Raw genomic sequence first — 22,829 nt, 5'->3', positions numbered from 1 at the left:
GGACAATTGTCCGCATTACTGAATAATAAAGACGAATGGGGCAATTGTCAATCGTAAGATTTGTAAACGCGGAAAAAGGAGATAGGAACGATGACTGCACCAGAAAACAGCAGAACGAAACAAGCGCTCAGCAAAGCGATTTTGCGTACGGCTAATCACTTGTTTACGGAGCATGGGGTAGAATCGGTCAGTATGCATCAAATCGCCAAATCAGTCGGTATTGGACAAGGCACCTTGTACCGGAGGTATTCAAACAAAGGTGATTTGTGTATGGATATGATGAAAGAGAATTTTGAAATTTTCATCAATGAGATCGACGCGTATTTGACAGAAGAGGCTATGCTGTCCGTACATGAGCGATTGAGCGGAGTTATGCGCAAAATTATAGCGTTTATCGATAAGGAATCGAAATGGCTTGGCGTGATGCAATCTTTTAATAAAATCGAACTTGAACATCCTAAAGGTGATTTTTTCCAATCACCCCCTTATCTTTATTTGCATACTGTCCTGCGCAGCTTGTTTGAGGAAGCAATGGAGAAAGAGCAAATTAAGCCTATTGATCCTTGTTATGCTGCTCATTCCTTTATATCCATTCAATCCCCGCATACGTTTAGGCAATTGCGGTACGTGATGGGCTACACTTGTGAAGAAATACAGGACCGGTTTTGCAAGACATTTATTGATCCTTTATTTCGTTAATTGTTTAGTAATGTAAAAGAGAGGACAGCGTATATGCTGTCCTCTCTTTTATTTGTCTTGAAATTATAGCTGATGGGCAGTCAGCACTGGAGAAATAATGTATAGTGTATCCTCGTTGTTGGTCGGCCTAACTAAGATCGGTTTATTTTTTCCTGTAAATCGCAACAACACTTGTGTGCTGTCAATCGCTTGCAAAATATCTCTCATATATTTTCCATTGAAAAAAACAATAAGCGGCTCACCAAAAATAGGGCTAATAGCGAACTTTTCCGAGACATCGCCTATCTCAGCTGCTGTTGCAAATAATTCGACTTCACAAGATGAAATGCGCATCCCGATGGCATGTGTATCACTAACGAGCAAGCTGACGCGTTGGACGGCCCGAAGAAAAGGAGCAGTGTTCATCGTTATTTCGGTTGAAAAGGTTTGTGGCACCAATCTTTCAACTACAGGAAATGTGCCTTGAATAAGCAGCGATTGCATACTGAAATTTAATGTGTTGAAGGAAATGAGGTGGTCTGAAATCGTAATTTGTGTTTTGCTAGATCCATCTGACAACATTTTGGAATAATCGTACAAATGTTTTGCTGGAATAACAAACGGAACTGAATTTGAGCTGTTTTCACTTAGATTTGAGGTGCTTGTAGCAAGCCGAACGCCATCGGTAGCAGAAAGCCTCAGCTTTCCATTAATGGTTTGACAAGAAATGCCTGTCAATATCGGTTTCGCTTCAGAAGTGGAAGCTGCAAACGAAACTTGCTTCACAATCTTTTTAAACGCTATATTATCGATTTGAAATTTAGCTTTATTCTCCAAGCTGCGCATATCTGGAAATTGTGAAACATCCATTGTAGCCAGATTGTATATAGAATGATCTGATTCAATATGTATAAAATTATGTTTTAACTCTGCGAGTTTTACTTTGCTTTCAGTTGAAAAACTGCGGACAATATCGAGCAAAAGACGAGCGGAGATAACTGTACTTCCTTCTTTATCAATTTTAAGCTGGTCACAATGACAAGGGATAATATATTGTAGAGCCATAGATGCATTGCAGGCTGTGAGAGAAAGACCATGGGCTCCGGCTTGAATTTTAATGCCTGAAAGAATAGGGGAAACTGCTCTTAATGCCAAACCAGCAGCAATATGCTGAAGTCCAATATGCAACGATTGCTGTCTCACTTCAACAAGCATGATTGTCACCCGTCTTTACAATAATTTGTCGTGTGTGTTTAAAGATGACTCTATTATTCCGCGAATTACTTCAGATCTGGAGAGACTAGATGTTTTGCACCGATTTTCAAGCTCGCTCCAGACCTCATTGGTGAGCGTTAAAGAAATCTTTTTAGTTTCCCCAAATCCTTTTCTTCCGGCTCCAGCACGAGGTCCTCCACGGGAAAACATGATGGAAACCTGTCCTTCTTCGTCGGGCACAGCAATTTTAATCTTTTTTCCAGCCATAAAACTACTCCTTTTTCGTTTGAATAAGGTTACTCTAATCAATGATCTATATATTAACTTTAGCATGTAAATTATGACATTGCAATGTGGGTTCTAAAACATTAATCAATGTCCATTTGTATGACTGCCATTTGACTATACATATCAATAAAAATGATAGTAAAAGAAAGAAACCATTTCTATAAGCTTTTTTTTGATTTGCTTGTGATGGATTAGGCGGGGGCGTTATGATATAATTTCTAATTGATATGTTCAAATGAATAAATATAATTGATTATGGAAATTGCAGATAAAGGAAGTGAATCCCTATGACGAAGGAGACCAAAAGCACACCAGACTTAAAATCTGGCACGGGTGTTAAGGACTACTCCAAGTATTTCGATTTTTCGGATGCAAAGATTTTACGAGAAGAAGATGGCATGACTACCGTTCGAATTAAAGGTCGGAATATACAAATCAACTCTGCTCCCAATCACAAGGATGAGAAGAAGCGTGGCAAAGAGGATATCGAGGTGCATTATGACTTTGCGATTCCTGCTGAGCTTCGATCGATGGGTATAGGCAAGTTTTATTTAATCCAAACGTATGGCTGCCAAATGAACGAGCATGACACCGAAGTCATGAAGGGCATGTTCGAAGAAATGGGTTATACAGCTACGGAGGATCGAAATCTTGCAGATGTAATCTTACTTAATACATGTGCCATTCGTGAGAATGCCGAAGATAAAGTGTTTGGCGAGCTTGGCCATTTGAAAGCGCTGAAGACGGAGAAACCGGATTTGCTGTTAGGTGTTTGCGGCTGTATGTCGCAGGAAGAATCGGTTGTAGGACGTATTTTGCAAAAGCATTCTTTTGTAGATATGATCTTTGGTACGCATAACATTCATAGACTTCCGTACTTGCTGCAAAATGCTTATTTCAGTAAGGAACTGGTCGTTGAGGTATGGTCCAAGGAAGGCGACATTATCGAAAATATGCCTAAGAAACGCGAAGGAATGCGTGCTTGGGTTAATATTATGTACGGATGCGATAAGTTTTGTACGTATTGCATCGTGCCATATACACGCGGGAAAGAGCGCAGCAGACGTCCAGAAGATGTTATTGCTGAAGTGCGCGACTTAGCTAGACGAGGATTTAAAGAAATTACATTGCTTGGGCAAAATGTTAATGCTTACGGCAAGGATTTTGAGGACATCAGCTATCGCTTTGGCGATCTGATGCATGATATGTCCAAAATTGACATTCCGCGTATTCGCTTTATGACGAGCCATCCGCGTGATTTTGACGATCATTTGATTGAGGTGCTTGGAACAGGCGGCAATTTGGTTGAGCATATTCATTTGCCTGTACAGTCCGGCAGCACCGAAATATTGAAACGAATGAGCCGCAAGTATTCACGCGAGATGTATCTAGAGCTGGTTGCTAAAATTAAAAAAGCAATACCTGGCGCGATGCTCACTTCAGATATAATCGTCGGTTTCCCTGGTGAAACAGACGAGCAGTTCGAGGATACGATGACGCTGGTGAAAGAAGTTGGCTTTGATTCGGCTTATACGTTCCTTTACTCTCCGCGTGAGGGTACACCTGCCGCTAGTATGGAAGATAATGTTCCGCTAGAGGTGAAAAAAGCTCGTTTACAGCGTCTCAATGCACAGCTTGCTGCAAATGCGAGAGAAAAGAATGAGCAGCTTCGCGGTGAAATTGTCGAGGTTCTCATTGAAGGCGAAAGCAAAAACAACGCTAACGTCCTTTCCGGACGGACGCGTACGAATAAATTAGTGCATTTGGAAGGTCCAAAGGAATGGGTTGGCCAGTTTATTATGGCTAAGGTTACCGAGGCACAAACTTGGTATATCAAAGCCGAAAGTATAGAACAGGATGCACAAGAAGCCGTTAGCTAACGGTAAAACAGGAGAGATGACAAATGGCAGAGCAGCATACAGCAGATAATCAAGCAGCGCAATGTGACCATGATCATGAGCATGGCGAAGGCTGTGGAATTCCGAGTTTCCATACTCGCGATCTCATCGTTCGAGAGGATATTTCGAAAAAAGCGAAAGAATTAGCAAATCTCATCTTTACTTCAGAGGAAGTACAGCACTACCGCCGCGCAGAGCTGCAAATTAACGGCAATGAGCGTGTGCAGCAGTTGATTACAAAAATTAAGAAAAAACAAAAGGAAGTTGTTGCTTTCGAGACCACTTTCAAAAATGCAGACATGGTTAAAAAGATCGAAGGCGAAATGGAAGAGCTGCAGGACGAGCTTGATGGCATTCCTATCGTGTCCGAGTTCCAACAAAGTCAAAGCGACATCAATTATTTGCTTCAGCTTGTTATTTCGATCATCCGTGATACYGTGTCTGAGAAAATCAACGTTGAGGATGCGTCAGAGCCAGCCCCTGAAGAGTGCAGCGACTAAAATAAGCTAGACTAGCGTTATAAGCCGTATGTATTGCAGCTCCTTTTTTGGGATGCAGACATGCGGCTTTCATTTTTACATATGAAATGTAACTTTTTTCAAATTAACAGAACTGGCGGAAGGGATAAATCCAAATGAAATATAGACAAATAAACCAAAACACTGAAGAAGATTTTCAAGATTTAGAATTCGATATCATTGAAAGTCATGTGATAAATCATCGAAATTATTTTCTTGTTCATGGTCAATATGGAAATGAAATTGTTGGCTTTGAAGTGCTAATAAACAAGGATATGATTCCTGGATGGAATCAGGGAGAAATCAATCAAGAGGCATTTTATTTTGAGGGAATAACTCTTAAATCAATTGGTAAAGAATCAGATGCGTTCATTACGGCTTTGTTGGAGCTTTATGGCTATGAGGGAGAATTAAAGTGTGATGATGAAATCTCATTTACATGTTTTGCACTAGAGGGTGACCCTAGAAATATTGCAAATGAAGATATTAAGTTTAAGGCCTTTTTCGATGATAATAATGAACTTGATTTGTATTGCGAAATATATATGAATATATCGGTACAGAATAAGGTTTTTGAATTGAAAGAAAAGGATACTGAATATCGCGGGAACATTTTAAGAACTTTAGGAAAGTAACTCGCGAGGCATTTCAAAGTAGATGTCTAAAACAAAAACCGCTATATTCCGATTCAAGATGCATAATCGGAGAAAGCGGTTTTTTGCTTTCATAGAACAGCGGTTTTAAACATTAAAAGTTGTTTTCTCTTCGCTATTTCTTACGGTTGACGAGCGTATGTGGACAATGTAAGGTGTTAAAGAGGTTGCTAAAATAGCGCCAGCCAATGATTTAAGTGCATCACCGATAATGAACGGATAGAATCCGACCGTCATCGCTTTCTGGAACGAAAGGTCCAGAGCATTCATAAGCCATGGAATGCCTGGAATGTATGAGGTGATGGAGCTGAATAGCTCGAAAATGATGAAAAAAACAATAAAAGCTAAGGCTTTATTTCCCTTGGACATTTTACTGCGTAGAAATCCGCCAATCGCTAGGCTAATCAATAGCGAACAGAACGGGAAGGCGAATATAAAGCCGCCAGTAGGTCCTGTTAGATGAGGGATACCGCCTTGCCCACTAAATAGGGGCAGGCCGATAGCAGCAAGCAAAATGACGATGAATATGCTGAGGAAAGCGTTGCGCGGCGTCAGAAAGAGACCGGCTAATCCAACAGCCAAGGTTTGAAGAGTAATCGGGACAAATGAGCCGCCGAACTTAATTGTCAAAGAGCTCATGACGATAAACAAAGCTGCGAACAAAGAAATAAAGACGAGTGAGCGAATGTTGCTGGTTTGCATAATGATGTTAGTCTCCTTTATGTACTTGCGATATTATTGTTAACCATTTATATTTAAAACGGGTTAACAAATCGAATTGTAGCATAGCCTATCGTTTTCGGGAAGAGGTTGGGTGAAATTTTTTGAATCAGAGCAATCAGGTACAATTGAAGCAGGTTACCGTTACGCCTCCGGCAATAGGTGAAGGACAAAAACGGAAACCAATAATAAAAGATATTTCGTTTGTTATAAAAGAGGGAGAATGGATTACTCTGCTTGGCTGCAATGGAAGCGGGAAAAGCACAGTTGCGAAAGTAGCTGCTGGTTTTCGGGTAGCAGGCGTCAGCGGTCAAGTCTTAAGGAACATTCATATTGCTGCAAAGGGGAAGCCGATTCCAATTGTTATGCAGCAGCCTGAGGCAGCGATGATCGGGGCAACGCCACTCGAGGATATTATTGTCATGCTGGAGCAGAATGAGCAGGAAGCGGCCAGTATTCGATCTGAAGCCGAGCACGCGCTGCAAAGAGTAGGCATGGGTGAGAGAATGCATCAACCGATTGAAACCTTATCCGGAGGGCAGAAGCAGCTCGTTGCGATTGCGGGGTGTTTGGCATTAAAAGCGCCCATGCTTGTGCTTGATGAGGTAACAGCGATGCTGGATCCAGAAGCAGCAATCTCTGTGCTGGAGCAAACAAGAAGTTTGCAGCAAGCCGGAATTACGGTCATTTGGATTACGCAGAAGCTGGAGGAGCTGCAGGCGGGAGATCGAATCGTTGCGATGAATGCCGGTACGATTATGTACGATGGCGGGGTAGAAGCCTGGTTTGCTAGATCGGCTGCGGGAGCAAGGGATAGTTTTTGTGAGCAGCTTGGTTTGGAGGCTCCTTATTGTGCTCAGGTGGCATGGGAGTTAGAGGAGCAGGGTGTGAAGCTTTCGCCTTTTCCGTTCACAGCAACTATGCTGGCAGAGGCGGTGAAGCAATATGGGCGCTGACTGGCAGTTAAACGGCGTTAGCGTGCACGCGGAGAATGACAATGAAAAACAGCTGCTAAAAGAAGTACATACGTCCTTTAAAGCAGGTGAAATCACACTTTTAATCGGGCGAAATGGTGCTGGGAAGTCAACGCTGCTTGAGACATTGGCGGGCATACGATCGATTCAAAGCGGAAATATTGAGCTGGGCACCGATCAGCTATGGTTGGAGAATGGCCGCCGCAGCCGCCTAAATCCAGAAGTGGTGCTTAAGCTTGGCATATCGATGCAAAATGCGGAGTCACAGTGGTTTGCGTCATCTGTACGAGAAGAAATGGTTTATTCTCTCAAGCCATATAAGCTCGATTCATCCATAATCGAGGAGAGAATCGCGGAAGCTCTTGCGAGAGTAGGGCTTCCAGTGGAGCTGTTGGAGCGTGATCCATGGACGCTCAGCGGCGGTCAGCAGCGACGGCTGTCACTCGCCTGCTTATTGGCGTGTGAGCCGGATTGGCTGCTGCTGGATGAGCCGACGGCGGGGTTAGACGCCGGAGGTATTCGCCGCTTGTGCGCGGTGCTGGAAGCGCACAGGGCGGCTGGGCGCGGAGCGGTCGTGGCAACGCACGACCTCGACGCGCTGCTGCCGCTGGCGGACGCGGTCGCCGTCGTTGACGGCGGCACGGTCCGCGCAGCGGCTAAGGCGGCGGCGATCGCGCATGCCGCCTCTGCGCCGCAGGCGCTTCGCGCGCTGGACGCGCTGCGCGAGGAAGCGGCTATGCCGCTGGAGCAGTTCATCCAGCACGCAGACGCGGATGAGGCGCCTTGGCCGGCGCCGCAAGAACTAGCTGCGGCGATTTCCATTGCACTCGCGAGTCGAGCCGGCCAGAAATCAGGAGCAACAGCAGTTGTAACCAACGGTGCTGCAAGCATAGATACTGAGCACAACAAGCCAAACACGTTTTCAATAGAAGAACCAAAAGAAGAACCAAAAGAAGAACCAAAAGAAGAACCAAAAGAAGAACCAAAAGAAGAACCAAAAGAAGAACCAAAAGGTAAACTCGCTGAAAAAACGTTAACAGAGGTTTCTCAATTAGGAGCCGCCAAACCATCGGTTTTGCTGCGTTCAGATTATTTCGATCCTCGTGCGCTTGTACTCGTTTATTTATTTCTATCTGCGAGCATTTTTGCGCAAAAAACAGCATTGGAGCTAACGGTCGCAGCTGTTTCAACGATTTTGCTTTTAATTCCGTTTCGTACACTCATTTGGCCTTGGAGACGAGTCATTCGCGCGTATGCCATTATGATTATTATTTTTTGCGTAATAGCAGGAATTGGCATTCGTCCGCTTTCCTTTGATTTGGACAAGGTTTCGCCAATAGTTATTCGATTAGGCAAGCTTTTGTTGATTATGCTTTTAGGCTTGCCTATGCTAAAGCTGATGACGCCTTTACGACTTCAGCGCTCGCTTGAGCAAACCTTTGGTTTCCTAGAGAGGCTGAAGGTGCCCATTCATTCGTTTGCAATCATCGTCACTCTTATTTTTCGGTTTATTCCTTTACTAACAGGAGAGTGGGAGCGGTTTGCGAAGCTGGCTCATGCAAGAGGAAAGGCGGTTACGCCTCTTAAGACGGTACCGATGAAAAGGCTTCTACCGATTCTTATACCCTACGTACGTTCAATATTGCGTCTTGCGGAGCAAATGGCGGATGCGCTTGAAGCACGCGGCTTTGGTTATGCGAAGCGAAAGCCGACTTATAGCTTTCGGCTTCGCTTCGGACGAGCAGATGCTCGTCTAATGAGTATTGCAGCAGCAGCAGGCTCATTGCTATTTCTTATTTCTGTATTGTTTTAAAAAAGGGAGAACCTGCGAAACCCAACGTCCATCTTCATCAGCAAGCAGCGAATGCCATCCGTGCAGCGCTGCTTGCTTTGTGTTTTTAGGATGATCATCAACAAATAAAACAAAGCTGTCAGGCGGCAGCAGTTCATTTACTTTGTCAAAAATAGCTGGATGAGGTTTTTGGAGTGCTGCTTCGCTTGAGATCGTGATACTTTTCAAATAAGGCTTGATAGGTGTAATGATGGGTTCAACCCATGCAGGTAAATGATTGCTTAACACATGAATATCAGCAACAGCATTCCAATTGCCGATTTCTGAAAAGGCAGGAAGCGGCAGTAGGCATCTATCGATAAAACTTCTGGCTAGCGCACTAGTTAAGTTTGGCGTATATTCAGCAATCCAGCTCCAAAATTGTTTCTCTGTTATTTGGCCTGTCCATAGCCGCTCGCTAATTTGCTGCTTATATTCGGAGTAAAGTTGTTCTTCAGAAACGATCGCTTCCGCAGCTAGCAGCTGCCAGAAGAGCGGCGACAGGTTTGTCGCCAGCACGCCTCCAATATCGAGCACGAGCTGCGGCTTAATCATCCGCTTACCTCCTCTGCATGATTCGTGCGCGCGGCAAACTTAGCTTTGCGATCTGACATCGCCCACTTGATTACAAGTGCAAATGCGACAGCTCCAAGCAGCGAGCCAAATAGGAAACCTCCGTTCAATCCCCAGCTTTCATTGAGCCAACCAGCAAGGAATGGTCCAGAGAACATTCCAATGGCATATAGCGCTTGATATAAGCCCATTGCTGTTGCACGGCCAGGAAGCTCGACATCTCGAATCGCCAGTCCCAGCAGAAGCGGCATATGTAAGCCTTGCGCAAAACCATTAATCGCCTGCGTTGCGACAAGTATACCAAAAGAATCCGCAAACACCATTGCTCCTGTGCAAATGGTACTCAATATAAAGCCAGCGCCAATCGTACCCCAATAGCCGAATTTAGGCGTAAACCACCTCGCTGTAACGAGTGAGGCAAAAGCATGGGGGAGCATAAAAGAAAATACGAGCAAGGTGAGCTTCAGACCGTCTGCACCCATTTCTTGAGCTTTGAGCGGTGTAAATCCGAACATCGTTATAAAAAGAATGCCATGAGCAAGGATGGACAACAAAGAAACCTGCAGCAATGTTTTAGTTTTTACCACATTTTTGATCATGGCAAACGACATTCCTGGCTGTTCTTTGAGCTCCGAGCGAGGCTCTTTCAGCATGAAAGCGAGCACTAGACCAAGGACAGCAATGACAGCGCCTACAATAAATGGAGCACTTGAGCTAAAACCATCCGTTAACCATCCGCTAAAGAGCATGCCGATCATTTGTCCGGATACCGTCATCACGCTAATATTGCCCATTGCACGACCTGTCTGCCCGGCTCCAAAATAGCTGGCGTAAAGCACTGTGAACGCGACCCAAGTAGATGCGCAAACGCCTGCCATCAATCTGCCAGCAAGCGGCCATACCCATGAATCAGGGATGAGGAACAGCAAACAGCTTATCGCAGCGGTTAGCATCCCTAATAGGATGAAAGGCTTGCGCTTTCCGAAACGATCTGACAAAATGCCGAGCGGAAATCTTACGAACATTTGAACAAAACCATAGCTTCCAAGCACGATGCCGATAAAAGGCAAGGACAATCCCCGATCACTAAGGTAAGGTGAAAGCGTAGGGACATATACATACATGGAAGTCCAATATAAAATGGTTATAGTAGTAAAAAGCAATCTTTGTGCTCCAGAGATTTGATTCATCGTTGTGGAAGCCCCCTTCGCTTTCACTTTATCGCAAGTCTGGTTCGGTTGTCACTTCCTATTTTGGGCGCTATAATGAAAACTTTGTACAGCAAAGAACGTATTAGGTAGACAATTATTATTATTCTTACAAGAAAAAAAACACTTACTGATGAGGAGAATGTTCATGCAAACAGAAAAACGCAAAACAAAAAGCTGGATGAAGGAAGTAAGAGAATGGGTCGTCTCGCTTGGAATTGCCGTCGTTGTAGCGCTGCTTTTCCAAAACTATGTTTATGCTCAATCGGAAGTACATAATGTATCTATGCAAAATACGCTGGTCGCTGGACAACGATTAATCGAAGACAAATGGTCTTACCGGCTTCATGAACCTCGTCACGGCGACATCGTTATTATTAGCGGACCAGAGAGCGATTTGCGTTTAATTAAACGTGTCGTAGGCTTGCCTGGAGACGTGGTTGATATCCAAAACGGGGAAGTATATTTGAATGGCGAAAAAATCGAAGAGCAATATGTTAAGGGTCAGACAGTAGCTGGCAGTGTTTCAGTGCCTTTTACAGTTAAAGAAGGACAGCTGTTTGTTATGGGTGACAATCGTGAGCATAGTATGGATAGCCGTGAACTTGGTCCAATTGCTAGATCCAGCATCGAAGGCAAAGCCGTATTCCGTATTTGGCCGCTGCCTAAGTTCGGTACACTGAGCGAATAATTATTTTATAGCATTAAATAAAAACGTCATTAATTATATGCACAAAATCATCAAACGTAATACTTTTGTAAGAAATGGTTACAAATTCGTTTAGAAATAGCCGTTATGATTAACCATAGAAACAACGAGAGAAACACACTTAACAAAAAAGCAGCAGCGAGGCGTGAACAGGATTGTCCATTCGAGTAAAGCTGTATATGTCATACTTGGCGATGATTTTTGTACCGATCATATTAATGAGTGCTTTTATGATATTTATCTTTTATGCTCGCGGAGTTGAGGATGTTCGACATTATTATGAAAATGAGAACAGAGAGCCTTATCTTCAAGCCTTGGTGTATGGCGAATTATCCTATGTGCTTCGCAATGATTCCGGTGAGCTCGAGAAGAAGGAATACGTAGCCGAAATTCAAGAGCGATTAGGCAAGCTATGGGCAGGACTTCTTATTTCCAGGGATGGGAAGATTACTTCTGTAGCGCCTTTCTTGGAACAGTCAGCTGTTCATGCTGATTGGCAGCAATTATTGGACGAGCCGCCTTCGAAGGTTGCATTTAATTCATTTCGATTCGAAACGAGTACCGTCGATTTTATTTATCCTGATGGGGGAGAGGGTCGAGCTGTTCTGTTCCGGCGAAATGATACGGTTCCTATCTATTGGAGGCCGGTCGGCACAGCTTTCAGTTTAGCTTTTATTGGATTAACGAGCTTGCTGCTTACTTACTTTGTTTCAAGAAGCATCATTCGTCCCATTAAAAAACTAGAAGCCGCAGCTCTACAAATTAAGGATGGCGATTTGTCGCACAAGGTAGAAGCCACGACGAAAGGTGAAATCGGACAGCTTAGCATCGCCTTTGAGGATATGAGGGTAAGATTGAAGCAGTCGATTGATCAAAGCCTTCAGTATGAAGAAAACCGTAAAATGCTGCTGTCTCATATCTCGCATGATTTGAAAACGCCAATATCTGCGATTAAAGGGTATGTTGAAGGGATCATGGATGGCATTGCGAACACGGATGAAAAGCGGAAGCGCTACATGGAGACGATTTATCGTAAAGCTACAGATATGGATCAATTAATTGATGAGCTGTTCCTATTCTCGAAGCTTGATCTTCAAACGGTTGCCTTTGATTTTAAAGTGATGGACATTAAACGCTACTTAGAATATTTTTTGGATGAGCAGCGGTTTGATCTGGAAAAATCAGGTGTAGGATTGCATTATATCGAGCATGGTTCTGATCCGCTGATGATCGCAGCCGATCCTGACAAGCTAAGCCGTGTTTTAACTAATATACTGAACAATTGTGTCAAGTATATGGGACAATCTTCTGGTCTCGAAAAACATAACATCGTTGTTCGAGTAACAGAACTGGAAGAGCACGCTCTGATTGAAATTGAGGATTCAGGTCCCGGAATTGAGAAGGATGATTTGCCTTATATCTTCGATCGTTTCTATCGCGCGGAGCAATCACGCAATTTAGAGACAGGTGGAAGTGGTCTCGGTCTTGCAATCGTCAAACAAATTATTGAAGGGCACGGCGGTACGGTCTGGGCGGAAAATGCAGAGCATGGAGGTGCGTTGTTCTGTCTAAAATTGCCTAAGTCAGTATCCGTCAAAACGGTGGGTGGTCATGAAGAGCATACTAATTATTGAAGATGAGAAAGCCATTGCCGAGCTGGAACGAGATTACTTGGAAAGTTACGGTTTTAACGTTCAAATTGAAGGGAGAGGTGATATAGGACTTGAGAAAGCGCTCGAAGGAAAGTTTGATCTTATCATATTAGATGTAATGCTTCCTAAAATCGACGGCTTTGAAATTTGTCGTCAAATTAGACAAACGATCAATATTCCAGTGCTGATGGTAACCGCGAAAAAAGAGGATATTGATAAAATACGAGGATTAGGACTTGGCGCTGACGATTATATGACCAAGCCCTTCAGTCCAAGTGAGCTGGTAGCACGCGTGAAAGCTCATTTGGCTCGTTACGAGCGTTTGACAGCTGACAAAGGGGAGCGAGGCGAGCATATTCGCATACGCGGATTGTTTATCGATAAGCCTTCACGAAGAGTCATGATACATGAGCAGGAAGCGATGCTTACTTCAAAGGAATATGAGCTTCTGCTGCTTTTAGCTTCACACCCTAATCGCGTGTTTGAGAAAGAAGAGTTGTTTGAACGTATTTGGGGGCTTGATTCAAATGGAGACGCAGCTACGGTTACGGTTCATATTCGGAGGCTGCGTGAGAAAATTGAGCATGACCCATCCAAACCTCAATATATAGAAACAATTTGGGGAGTGGGCTACCGTTTTAAAGTATAGATAGAAGATGAGGAGTGGGAGAGATTGAAGAGCATCATCCGATTTTCGCTTAATAACAAATTTGCTTTGTGGATTTTGACGCTGCTTGTGTTATTTGCTGGACTTTATTCAGGAATGAATATGAAAATGGAAACATTGCCCGATATTACGGTTCCAATCGTAAGCGTCACAACTGTATTGCCGGGTGCTGCACCTGAAGAGGTAATGGAGAAAATTACGAAGCCGATTGAGCAGCGGACTCGCAATCTTAAAGGTGTTAAAGTCATTAGCTCAACATCCTATGAGAATGCTTCATCTGTCGTTATTGAGTACTCCTATGAGACAGATATGGAAAAGGCGGAAGCGGAAGTTAAAAATATCCTCTCCGAGATTAAGCTTCCAACAGGAACGCAAACCCCATCCGTTTCACGGATCAGCTTGAATGCATTCCCTGTCCTTGCGATGAGTATCTCCAATGAAAAGATGAATTTGGAGCAGCTTACGAAGGAAATAGAAGAAAATGTGTTGCCGCGCTTTCAAGGTATTGAAGGTGTAGCGAGCATTCAAGTTTCTGGACAAAATGTTAAGGAAGGTGAACTATCCTTCAAAACGGATAAGCTAAAGCAAATCGGCTTAACCGAAGAGATGGTGAAAGGCATCATCCAAGCGTCAGCTATTTCTGTACCGCTAGGTATTTATGAATTTGGCGAGACAGAGAAGGCGCTGGTCGTTGATGGAAACATAACGACAGAGAGTGATTTGAAAAACTTAGTCATCGTGCCAGGTGTTAAGCTTAGCGATGTTGCTGATTTAAGCATCGTAGGCAAAGCAGAGTCTATTTCTCGTACGAATGGCAAAGACTCCATTGGTTTTAACGTAGTCAAAGCGGCTGATTCGAATACGGTTGACGTTGTTAATAATGTAAAAGCAGAAATAAAAGAGCTTGAAGGCAATAATGATGGTTTGTCTATTGTAACGACACTTGATCAAGGCAAGCCGATCGAGGATTCCGTTCACACGATGTTAAGCAAGGCGGTAATCGGCGCATTGTTCGCTGTCATTATCATTATGATTTTCTTGCGCGATATTCGTTCCACGATTATTGCTGTTGTTTCGATTCCACTTTCCATCCTGATCGCTCTCCTGATTTTGAGTAGGATGGATATTACACTGAACATTATGACACTTGGTGCGATGACCGTCGCGATTGGGCGGGTAATCGATGACTCGATTGTCGTTATCGAGAATGTATATCGACGAATGGCGCTCCCTACAGAGAAGATGAAGGGCAAGGAATTAATTCTTGATGCGACGAAGGAAATGTTCGTACCGATTTTGGCTTCCACAATCGTAACGATTGCCGTATTCCTGCCTCTTGGACTTGTTTCGGGCATGATTGGTGAAATGTTCCTGCCGTTTGCATTAACGATTGTATTTGCTCTACTAGCATCATTGCTTGTTGCCATTACGGTTGTACCAATGCTGGCGCATATGATGTTCCGCAAAGGGATGAAAGCTGGCAAGGCGCATCACGATAAGCCGGGCCGCTTAGCGGAATGGTACAAAGGTGCACTTCGCTGGTCGCTTGATCATAAATTGGTTACTTTTGGTTTAGCAACACTTCTACTTATCGGAAGTTTGTTCCTGCTCCCAGTGATTGGAACGAGCTTCATCGCTGGCGACGAACAGAAAATGATGATTGTTTCCTATAATCCAGCACCTGGAGAAACACTTGAACAGGTAGAGAAAATGGCTCTTGAAGCTGAAAAGAAATTGCTCGATCGTGAAGGTGTTACAGTCGTGCAATATGCAGTCGGCAGCCAAAATCCATTTAGCCCAGGAGCTTCAAAACAAGCGTTGTTTAACTTGAGCTATGATGAGGATTATGCTGGTTTTACTGCTGAGAAAGAAAAAATTGTACCTATGCTGCAAGAGCTAGGCGGCAAAGGCGAATGGAAACAGCAGGATTTCGGAGGCGGAGGTCTTGGCGGATCGGGCATATCGATGCTTGTGTATGGTCAGGATATGAACACGGTTCAACCTATCGTGGATGACCTTATGAAGAAGCTTGCAGATCATAAGGATTTGAAAAATATTGATTCCAGCTTATCAGAAACGTATGAGCAGTATCGCATTGTAGCTAATCAAGAGAAGCTTAGTCAAAACGGATTAACAGCAGGCCAGATTGCAATGGCACTTAGTCCGGTTCGCGAGCGTCCCGTTCTGACGACAGTAGAAGTGGATGGCGAGGAATTTAACGTTTATGTGAAGGTTGATACAAAAACCTATACGAATAAATCAGATCTAGAGAATGTAAAATTGACTACTCAGTTAGGTACTGAAGTTGCTTTGAAAGATGTCGTGACTATCGAAGAAGGTGAATCGCCGAATACGATAACAAGACGTGATGGTCGTATGTATGCTGAGATTTCAGCAGATGCAACTTCATCTGACGTCGGCAAGGTTTCGGCAGAATTGCAGAAAATGATTGATGAGACTGATCTTCCTGCTGGCGTCGATATCGAAATGGGCGGAGTAACGGAGCAGATCAATGAGTCATTTATGCAGCTAGGCTTAGCAATGCTTGCAGCGATTGCTGTCGTTTATCTCGTGCTTGTCATTACATTTGGTGGAGGACTTACACCATTCGCAATTCTGTTCTCCCTTCCGTTTACGATTATCGGTGCACTAGTAGCACTGTTAATTGCAGGAGAAACACTGAGCGTTACCGCAATGATCGGTGCCCTGATGCTCATTGGTATCGTGGTCACGAATGCGATCGTCCTTGTTGACCGTGTTATTCAAAAAGAGAGAGAAGGACTTTCCGTCCGCGAATCACTTATTGAAGCAGCGGGTACACGTCTTCGTCCGATTCTAATGACGGCGATTGCAACCGTTGGTGCATTGCTTCCGCTTGCATTTGGATTCGAATCAGGCGGTTTGATTTCTAAAGGTATGGCGGTTACCGTAATTGGCGGCTTGACGAGCTCAACACTGCTCACGCTCATTATCGTACCTATCGTTTATGAGTTCTTGAACCGTAAACGCAAACCACGCACTGCAGAAGAAGCATAACGATTCGAGATAGCAGAGAGGCTGTCACAAGGTCATTGACCTTGTAGACTGCCTCTTTTTTTAGTTGTTCCGTTTGCATAATGGGCGACTAGGTAAATGGATTAGTAACACTAGCGGAGCTTTTTTCATACGTATATGTCATGAACGATTATCGGCATATGACCAGTTTGGGTTGTTCTCATTTTCATTTCCTATTTTGTGAGTGCCGATGATAATCACATGAACATATAACGGAGGCTACTAAGATGAATGAATTTAAGAACGATCTTCAAAATTTGAACATGGATGCATTTAAATCGAGTGGAATGACGCCGAATGCTGGTCAAGGTCAAATGGATCCAAATAATGCTCGTTTGTGTATCGGCTTTTGTATTGGTTTTTGTATCGGGTTTTGTTCATGCGGCGGCTGTGGCGGGTGCGGCGGCTGCGGAGGTTGTGCAAGATGCGGTGGCTGTGCTCGCTGCGGAGGCGGCTGTGCCCGCTGTGCTGGCTGTGCCCGTTGCCGTTAGTCAACTAAATATTCAGATGTAAATAGAAGGTTCAAGACACCCCTGCAAACGCTTTTCGGGATGCTGGGGTGTCTTTCTATGCGAGTGCAGGTATGACGGACAAATAGCCATACATATCTTTATAGAGGAACTCTTGTTACGAAAAGCCAGATTTCAAAATAAGGAGGAATGAATTTTGGATCCTTCTATGCGCCTTAAAGTGAGAGGAGATACTTTTTTTCTCCCGAGCTCGGACGGAAGTGTCTATTTCCGCAACAATATTGGTTCATTTCGGATGGAAGGCAGTACGATTGATCAATGGATAGAGAAATTAATTCCGGTGTTTAATGGCGAGCATTCGATGCATGAAATAACGGATGGATTGACAGATCAATACCGTGATCATGTTTTTGAGATTGCAAAAGTATTGTATGCGAATGGTTATGTCCAAGATGTGAGTCAGGATAGGCCGCATCAGCTTCCGAGCCATATTGTTAAGCAATATGAGGCTCAGATTGAATTTTTGGACAGCTTTGATGGGTCTGGGGCATACCGTTTTGAGCTGTTTCGAAAGTCCAGCGTGCTTGTTGTCGGGAACGGGAATTTTTTGGTGTCAGTAGTGAAATCATTACTTGAATCCGGCCTTCCTCAATTTCACTTCATCAATATGAACGCGGAAACGACGGGACCTAGACGAATTACGGAGTTGGTGCACCATTACAGACCATTCGATTCTGAGGTCAAGGTGGATGAGATCAGCTTGCCGAGGGATGGGGGAGTGGAATGGTCGTTAGTAATACAGCCATACGATGCAATATTTTATGTGTCAGATCCAGAAGGGGAAGCTGAGCTTCAATCTCTTAACCAAGTATGTCTACTAAATAATAAAGTGCTGCTGCCGGCTATAATTCTAGGGCAGGCAGGTCTAGCGGCTCCGCTCGCCTATTCAAATTCGGAGGGTGACTGGGAATCAGCAAGGCGCAGAGTCCATTATGCTTCTATCTATAAGGAAACAAAAGATTATGCTGGTTCATCTGTTGCGGAATCGCTGCTCGCTAACGTGATCGTTTTTGAATGGCTAAAAACAGCTGCAGGTGTAACGAAATTACAAAATAACAAACTTTTTCTGCTGAACCTAGAGACGCTGGAAGGCAAGTGGCATCCGTTTCTTCCCCATCCGTTAGCCAATGAAAAACAAAAGGCGAAGAAGATTGAAGATTATGAGCTTCTGTCGGAAGAGAGCACGGGAAAACGTGATTCAAGCGGATTACTCCCTTTCTTCAGTCAATTAACATCCATGGAGACGGGCATCTTTCATATTTGGGAGGAAGGAGAGCTGCGTCAGCTGCCGTTGTCGCAATGCCGGGTTCAGTCAGTTGATCCTCTAACAGAAGGCCCAGCGCTGCTGCTCTCGGAAATTGTATGCAACGGTTTTAGACATGAGGAGGCACGCAGAGAAGCGGGGCTTGCTGGAATTGAAGCCTATGTGTCTCGTATGGCCAATATATTCATCAACCAGACTCCTGAAATTGGCTTTGAATTAGAGCCTGTGTTTATGGGCGTAGGAGCAGGGGTGACGATCGAGGAAGGCGTCTGCCGCGCTTTGCAAAAGTATTTATCCGAAGAATGGATAAGGCAATACGAAGCAGAACCTCCTTCTATCACACCGATAAAGCTTAGTCATGTTGAGGATGAACGATGTCGTTACTATATAAAAGCGCTAACCACGATGCAAGGATCCCCTTCCTTTGGCATCAGTGAGACTTTAATTGGTTTTCCAGTTGTATGGCTGCGAACTAGCGATTGCTGGTATCACGCAGTTGATTTAAATGAAACGAGGGCACTTCGCAGAGTTTTATTGGGCGCATTGCTGGACATTCAGAACAAAGATTCTCTCTTTAAAGGGAAAATAAATCAATTGGCTTCTGTAAATGTGAAGGAAGACGAAGTGGTGAACCTCTCCATAACCGAGTGTGATCCATTTGAGCATCGAGAGGTACTGAAGAATGCTTTGATGCATCTACAAAATAACCAAAAGCGTCTTCTTGTGTATAACTTAACTTCGGAAGCTTTTTTCAATGAGGAGCTGGCGGGAGTATTCGGCATCTCGCTCCGAGAGGAGACAGAAGAGTGAGCGCTAAAATGGCAATTGTGGGCGAAGGGCTGCTCGCAGATTATGTAACCGATCTATTATCTGAATTTTGTCAGGTTGAACGAGTGAGCGATCTGTCGTTTGGTGTTCCAGAAACGGCAGAGCTTGCGCTCGTACTGAGCGATGGCTATGATTCAGCTTCTCATCTGATGGCAGAGGAAATGTTTAAGCAATCGGGGACACCATGGCTGCGCGGCTTTGTATCGTTTGGTGAGGGCGTAATAGGTCCGCTTGTTATTCCCAGGACAGCAGGCTGCTCGCAGTGCGCTGATCTGCGGCGTTTGATGGCTGGAAATGATCGAAAAGAAATGTGGGAGCTGCAGCATCTTTTTATGCACGGTGAAGTTTATCCGGATATTTGGTCTTCTCGAAGCGGGCTTCTGCATGTGGCTCATCATATTGCTGTTGAAGCTGAACATTTCCTCCTTAACAACAAGGCTCATCTTGCAAATCGTGTAAAGCTGGTACATTTGCAAACGCTCAACAGCTCGGTTCATTTTTATTTGCCTGATCCGCTTTGTACGATTTGTGGAGAAATACCTGATGATTCAGCTATAGGTTCGCGAATTAAGCTGCATCCAAGCCCGAAAATTAGCGAAAATAGCTATCGAACTCGTTCGATGAGTGAGCTGAAAGCTGTATTAGCCAATGATTATTTGGACAATCGCACAGGTTTTTTGAATGGAAAAATGATTGACCTGATGTCGCCGTTTGCGGATTCGAGCATTATTTTACCGATGTTTTCGGGAGATGAAGGCTGCGCTGGCCGTACAAATTCATTTGCAGACAGTGAAATGACAGCCATACTAGAAGGTTTAGAACGTTATTGCGGTATATCGCCTAGAGGAAAGAGGACAGCGGTTCATGACAGCTATGAGCATTTGAGTGAGATTGCCCTTGATCCCGTTCGGGTAGGCGTACATGAGAAGGAACAGTATGCGCGTCCCGATTTCCCGTTTCAACCATTCGACCCGAGCAGAAAAATCGATTGGGTGTGGGGTTATTCGTTTTTGCAGGATAAGCCTATTCTCGTGCCGGAGCTGCTCGCTTATTACAGCTCCGGCTGCGGCCACGGATTTGTATACGAAACCTCAAATGGCTGTGCTTTAGGAGGTAGCCTGGAGGAAGCTATTTTTTACGGAATACTGGAAGTAGTTGAACGGGATTCATTTCTCATGACCTGGTACGCACAGCTTCCGCTTGATCCTATAGATCCTTATTCCTCCGGAGATCTGGAATTAACCTTAATGGTGGAGCGTTTACGAGATGTCACCCAATATGATGTCCATTTATTCGATTCGACTATGGAGCATGGCATTCCAAGTGTTTGGGTGCTTGCCAAAAACAGAACGGAAAATGGCGTTAATATGATTTGTGCTGCTGGGGCGCATCCCGATCCAGTGCGGGCAGCAAAAGGAGCCATCCATGAGATCGCGGGCATGCTGCTCGCATTTAATGAGAGGTTAGAAGAAAACCGTGAGCAGTATGAACGCATGCTTCATGATCCTTTTCTAGTACGGCAAATGGATGATCATTCGATGCTGTACAGCTTGAAGGAAGCTGAGGAACGTTTGAACTTCCTTCTTCAAAATGAGAGGCCGCTCCGTACATTCGAAGAAGCATTTAAACCAAGGCCAAAGCATGCAGATTTGACAGATGAATTAAACGTATTCCTCAAAGTTTTCCGTGAATTAAATTTAGAGGTTATCGTGATTGATCAAACGACGCAGGAAACGCTGAGAAATGGGCTCCATTGTGTAAAGGTGCTCATTCCAGGAATGCTCCCGATGACGTTTGGTCAACATCTTGTCCGCTTGAGAGGACTTGAGAGGGTGTTGCGAATACCAGCTGAGCTGGGTTACGTCAAGGAGCGGTTAACGCATGAGCTGCTTAATCCTTATCCGCATCCGTTTCCATAAGCACTGACTGCTGTCATGCAATGGATCTCGGCGAGTTGGCACTTAGGAGGGGAGATATGAGTCTGAAGGCTTTTTTGCACCAATTGCAATATGATCCAGACAAAACCAAACCTCAAGATGTGGAAATTGATTGGGATAACGCTCCTCTACCGTACAAATTATATCGTCATGTACCGGCATTTCCTCTCGCTTCGGATGTTCCGCTTACTTTGACGGGCAAACGGGAACATACGATGCCAACGCTACGGGATATAGGTCATTTTCTTTGGTATACGTTCGGGCTGACACAGCTTAGCCAATCTGTTCTTGAACAACATACAGGGGAGGAATGGGAGGACTCCTTGCAGCTTTGTAGACGTTTTGTTCCATCAGGCGGAGGGCTGTATCCAAGCGAAGTATATCTTTATTTGAAGCTGGATGAATTACCTAACGGAATTTATCATTATGATGTGGCACATCATCGTTTGATGCTGCTGCGTGAAGGCCAATTTGATCGATATTTGGGCAATGCGCTAGGTGATCGGTGCGACATAACAAACGGCTTCGGAGCCGTATTTGTGTCCACTTATTTTTGGAAAAACTTTTATAAATACAATAACTTCTCCTATCGATTGCAAGGATTAGATGCTGGCTTGCTCGTTGGTCAGCTGCTTGAAGTGGCTAAACGTTATGACTTTGAGGCGGGTGTTTACTTTCAGTTTCTAGATGGTGCAATCAATCATATGCTTGGTCTACCTGATACGGAAGAAAGTGTATACGCTACGATTCCTCTTGCGATAGATGCAAATATGGAATGGTTCCACCATGGTGATAACGCGGAAAAAAATATTTCTTCAGATGAATTATGCAGTACGCTTCCGTTAATTAGACATGAGCACTACATGCGATCAAAAAAGGTATTGGAATATCCGTTGCTGATTAAGCTAAATGAAGCATCCATCATGGAATCCGCACGCGCGTTTAAACAGCTAGAGGGGCAGCAAATACTAGCCAGCAGTAGCGATGTTTATGCTTTACCGAGCGTAAATCGGATGACGTATGATCTAGCATCGGTATGCAGGCAGCGCTACTCGCCAGAAAATGAATATGTATTGCAAACCATGAGTCTAACAGATTTGGCAGAACTATTGCAGGAGATCATGATTTCTTATAAGTATCGCAATGATTTGGATGGTTTAGTGCGAAGTCCATCGTCGCGCGTCCATTTATATGGCTGTTTTTATGGTGTTGATGGGATTCAAGATGGAGCGTATTACTATGATGATGCGGCTCACGCGTTGCAGCTTGTCCGTGCGGGTGACCAAAGGCCATGGCTTCAGTATGGCATGTCTTTGGATAACGTGAATTTATTCCAGGTGCCGCTTACTTTTCATGTGGCAGGTGATCTGGAGCATTTTCATAAGGAGCTGGGCTTTCGCGGCTATCGTATTCAACAAATGGAAGCGGGAATGCTCGTTCAACGTCTGCTGCTTGCCGCTTCCGCATTGAGAATGGAAGGACGCCCGCTGCTAGGATTCGATGTTAGCTCCATGAATGAACTTTATGGATTAACGCCAAATGGACAAACGAGTCTTATTCAAATTCCTATTGGCCCATGTCGACCTCGTTCACGACTCGAAGGCAGTTTGTCGCAATAGTTGATGAGGAGAC

19 protein-coding genes are annotated in these 22,829 nt (G+C 44.3%); 14 read left to right on the top strand and 5 right to left on the bottom strand.

Annotation, left to right across the window (positions count from 1 at the left end):
• Positions 1–90 precede the first annotated feature (90 nt).
• On the top strand, positions 91–699 hold the full coding sequence (locus AC1DM9_RS12780; protein WP_441884746.1) for a TetR/AcrR family transcriptional regulator: 609 nt from the start codon (positions 91–93) through the stop codon (positions 697–699).
• Between the two features lie 63 nt (positions 700–762).
• Here AC1DM9_RS12780 and dnaN read toward each other — a convergent pair whose 3' ends face one another.
• Together dnaN and AC1DM9_RS12770 are read right to left on the bottom strand one after the other, a co-directional pair.
• Complete coding sequence (gene dnaN, locus AC1DM9_RS12775) at positions 763–1,893, bottom strand: DNA polymerase III subunit beta (RefSeq protein WP_477580562.1); 1,131 nt, start codon at positions 1,891–1,893, stop codon at positions 763–765.
• A 15-nt stretch (positions 1,894–1,908) separates the two neighbouring features.
• On the bottom strand, positions 1,909–2,160 hold the full coding sequence (locus AC1DM9_RS12770) for a hypothetical protein (RefSeq protein WP_477580312.1): 252 nt from the start codon (positions 2,158–2,160) through the stop codon (positions 1,909–1,911).
• 308 nt (positions 2,161–2,468) lie between these two features.
• On the opposite strand from AC1DM9_RS12770, the gene miaB reads away from it, so the two are divergent.
• The 3 genes from miaB (at position 2,469) to AC1DM9_RS12755 (ending at position 5,232) form a co-directional block, all read left to right on the top strand.
• Entirely contained in the window at positions 2,469–4,061 is a 1,593-nt protein-coding gene (miaB, locus tag AC1DM9_RS12765) for a tRNA (N6-isopentenyl adenosine(37)-C2)-methylthiotransferase MiaB (protein ID WP_477580310.1), read from the top strand.
• 23 nt (positions 4,062–4,084) lie between these two features.
• Complete coding sequence (locus AC1DM9_RS12760) at positions 4,085–4,579, top strand: YlbF/YmcA family competence regulator (RefSeq protein ID WP_076269237.1); 495 nt, start codon at positions 4,085–4,087, stop codon at positions 4,577–4,579.
• Between the two features lie 134 nt (positions 4,580–4,713).
• A complete protein-coding gene (locus AC1DM9_RS12755) occupies positions 4,714–5,232 on the top strand; it encodes a hypothetical protein (protein WP_441884738.1) in 519 nt (172 codons plus the stop codon).
• A gap of 105 nt (positions 5,233–5,337) precedes the next feature.
• Here the strand turns inward: AC1DM9_RS12755 and AC1DM9_RS12750 are convergent, their stop codons facing one another.
• On the bottom strand, positions 5,338–5,952 hold the full coding sequence (locus AC1DM9_RS12750) for a biotin transporter BioY (protein ID WP_441884736.1): 615 nt from the start codon (positions 5,950–5,952) through the stop codon (positions 5,338–5,340).
• 122 nt (positions 5,953–6,074) lie between these two features.
• On the opposite strand from AC1DM9_RS12750, the gene AC1DM9_RS12745 reads away from it, so the two are divergent.
• Positions 6,075–6,926 (top strand): ATP-binding cassette domain-containing protein, encoded by an 852-nt coding sequence (locus tag AC1DM9_RS12745; protein ID WP_441884735.1) that lies wholly within the window; start codon positions 6,075–6,077, stop codon positions 6,924–6,926.
• Positions 6,916–8,757, top strand: coding sequence for an ATP-binding cassette domain-containing protein (locus tag AC1DM9_RS12740; protein WP_477580307.1), 1,842 nt, complete (start codon positions 6,916–6,918; stop codon positions 8,755–8,757). The genes AC1DM9_RS12745 and AC1DM9_RS12740 overlap by 11 nt, the downstream gene beginning before the upstream one ends.
• Here the strand turns inward: AC1DM9_RS12740 and AC1DM9_RS12735 are convergent.
• A complete protein-coding gene (locus AC1DM9_RS12735) occupies positions 8,731–9,330 on the bottom strand; it encodes an HAD family hydrolase (protein ID WP_441884731.1) in 600 nt (199 codons plus the stop codon). The two genes, AC1DM9_RS12740 and AC1DM9_RS12735, sit on opposite strands and share 27 nt — an antisense overlap.
• Positions 9,327–10,538, bottom strand: a complete 1,212-nt coding sequence (locus AC1DM9_RS12730) for an MFS transporter (RefSeq protein ID WP_441884729.1) — start codon at positions 10,536–10,538, stop codon at positions 9,327–9,329. Before AC1DM9_RS12730 ends, AC1DM9_RS12735 begins: the two co-directional genes overlap by 4 nt.
• Before the next feature lie 166 nt (positions 10,539–10,704).
• Between AC1DM9_RS12730 and lepB the strand changes: the two genes are divergently transcribed.
• The 8 genes from lepB (at position 10,705) to AC1DM9_RS12690 (ending at position 22,816) form a co-directional block, all read left to right on the top strand.
• Positions 10,705–11,247 carry a signal peptidase I gene (lepB, locus tag AC1DM9_RS12725; protein ID WP_339209012.1) on the top strand — a complete coding sequence of 181 codons (543 nt, stop codon included), beginning with the start codon at positions 10,705–10,707 and terminating at the stop codon, positions 11,245–11,247.
• A gap of 173 nt (positions 11,248–11,420) precedes the next feature.
• Positions 11,421–12,899 (top strand): sensor histidine kinase, encoded by a 1,479-nt coding sequence (locus tag AC1DM9_RS12720; protein ID WP_441884727.1) that lies wholly within the window; start codon positions 11,421–11,423, stop codon positions 12,897–12,899.
• Positions 12,877–13,566, top strand: coding sequence for a response regulator transcription factor (locus AC1DM9_RS12715; protein WP_076269246.1), 690 nt, complete (start codon positions 12,877–12,879; stop codon positions 13,564–13,566). Before AC1DM9_RS12720 ends, AC1DM9_RS12715 begins: the two co-directional genes overlap by 23 nt.
• 24 nt (positions 13,567–13,590) lie before the next feature.
• Positions 13,591–16,620 carry an efflux RND transporter permease subunit gene (locus AC1DM9_RS12710; protein WP_441884725.1) on the top strand — a complete coding sequence of 1,010 codons (3,030 nt, stop codon included), beginning with the start codon at positions 13,591–13,593 and terminating at the stop codon, positions 16,618–16,620.
• Between the two features lie 315 nt (positions 16,621–16,935).
• Positions 16,936–17,151: a hypothetical protein gene (locus AC1DM9_RS12705; protein WP_441884723.1), complete on the top strand. Its 216-nt coding sequence runs from the start codon at positions 16,936–16,938 to the stop codon at positions 17,149–17,151.
• Positions 17,152–17,304: 153 nt separating this feature from the next.
• A complete protein-coding gene (locus tag AC1DM9_RS12700; RefSeq protein ID WP_477580305.1) occupies positions 17,305–19,242 on the top strand; it encodes a putative thiazole-containing bacteriocin maturation protein in 1,938 nt (645 codons plus the stop codon).
• Positions 19,239–21,179, top strand: coding sequence for a TOMM precursor leader peptide-binding protein (locus tag AC1DM9_RS12695; RefSeq protein WP_477580303.1), 1,941 nt, complete (start codon positions 19,239–19,241; stop codon positions 21,177–21,179). Before AC1DM9_RS12700 ends, AC1DM9_RS12695 begins: the two co-directional genes overlap by 4 nt.
• Before the next feature lie 56 nt (positions 21,180–21,235).
• The gene (locus AC1DM9_RS12690; protein WP_477580301.1) at positions 21,236–22,816 is read left to right on the top strand and encodes a SagB family peptide dehydrogenase; all 1,581 of its coding nucleotides are present in this window, start codon (positions 21,236–21,238) and stop codon (positions 22,814–22,816) included.
• Positions 22,817–22,829 lie beyond the last annotated feature (13 nt).

The sequence above is a fragment of the Paenibacillus sp. 01T431 genome (assembly GCF_056398625.1).
The sequence above is the reverse complement of the archived record's forward strand: the minus strand, read 5'-3'. Positions and strand labels throughout refer to the sequence as shown.

Coding starts and splice junctions, on each gene's coding strand:
- AC1DM9_RS12740 (WP_477580307.1), top strand. CDS start 6,916: ATGGGCGCTGACTGGCAGTTAAACGGCGTTAGCGTGCACGCGGAGAAT.
- AC1DM9_RS12715 (WP_076269246.1), top strand. CDS start 12,877: ATGAAGAGCATACTAATTATTGAAGATGAGAAAGCCATTGCCGAGCTG.
- miaB (WP_477580310.1), top strand. CDS start 2,469: ATGACGAAGGAGACCAAAAGCACACCAGACTTAAAATCTGGCACGGGT.
- AC1DM9_RS12755 (WP_441884738.1), top strand. CDS start 4,714: ATGAAATATAGACAAATAAACCAAAACACTGAAGAAGATTTTCAAGAT.
- AC1DM9_RS12690 (WP_477580301.1), top strand. CDS start 21,236: ATGAGTCTGAAGGCTTTTTTGCACCAATTGCAATATGATCCAGACAAA.
- AC1DM9_RS12780 (WP_441884746.1), top strand. CDS start 91: ATGACTGCACCAGAAAACAGCAGAACGAAACAAGCGCTCAGCAAAGCG.
- AC1DM9_RS12730 (WP_441884729.1), bottom strand. CDS start 10,538: ATGAATCAAATCTCTGGAGCACAAAGATTGCTTTTTACTACTATAACC.
- dnaN (WP_477580562.1), bottom strand. CDS start 1,893: ATGCTTGTTGAAGTGAGACAGCAATCGTTGCATATTGGACTTCAGCAT.
- AC1DM9_RS12705 (WP_441884723.1), top strand. CDS start 16,936: ATGCTGGTCAAGGTCAAATGGATCCAAATAATGCTCGTTTGTGTATCG.
- lepB (WP_339209012.1), top strand. CDS start 10,705: ATGCAAACAGAAAAACGCAAAACAAAAAGCTGGATGAAGGAAGTAAGA.
- AC1DM9_RS12750 (WP_441884736.1), bottom strand. CDS start 5,952: ATGCAAACCAGCAACATTCGCTCACTCGTCTTTATTTCTTTGTTCGCA.
- AC1DM9_RS12770 (WP_477580312.1), bottom strand. CDS start 2,160: ATGGCTGGAAAAAAGATTAAAATTGCTGTGCCCGACGAAGAAGGACAG.
- AC1DM9_RS12735 (WP_441884731.1), bottom strand. CDS start 9,330: ATGATTAAGCCGCAGCTCGTGCTCGATATTGGAGGCGTGCTGGCGACA.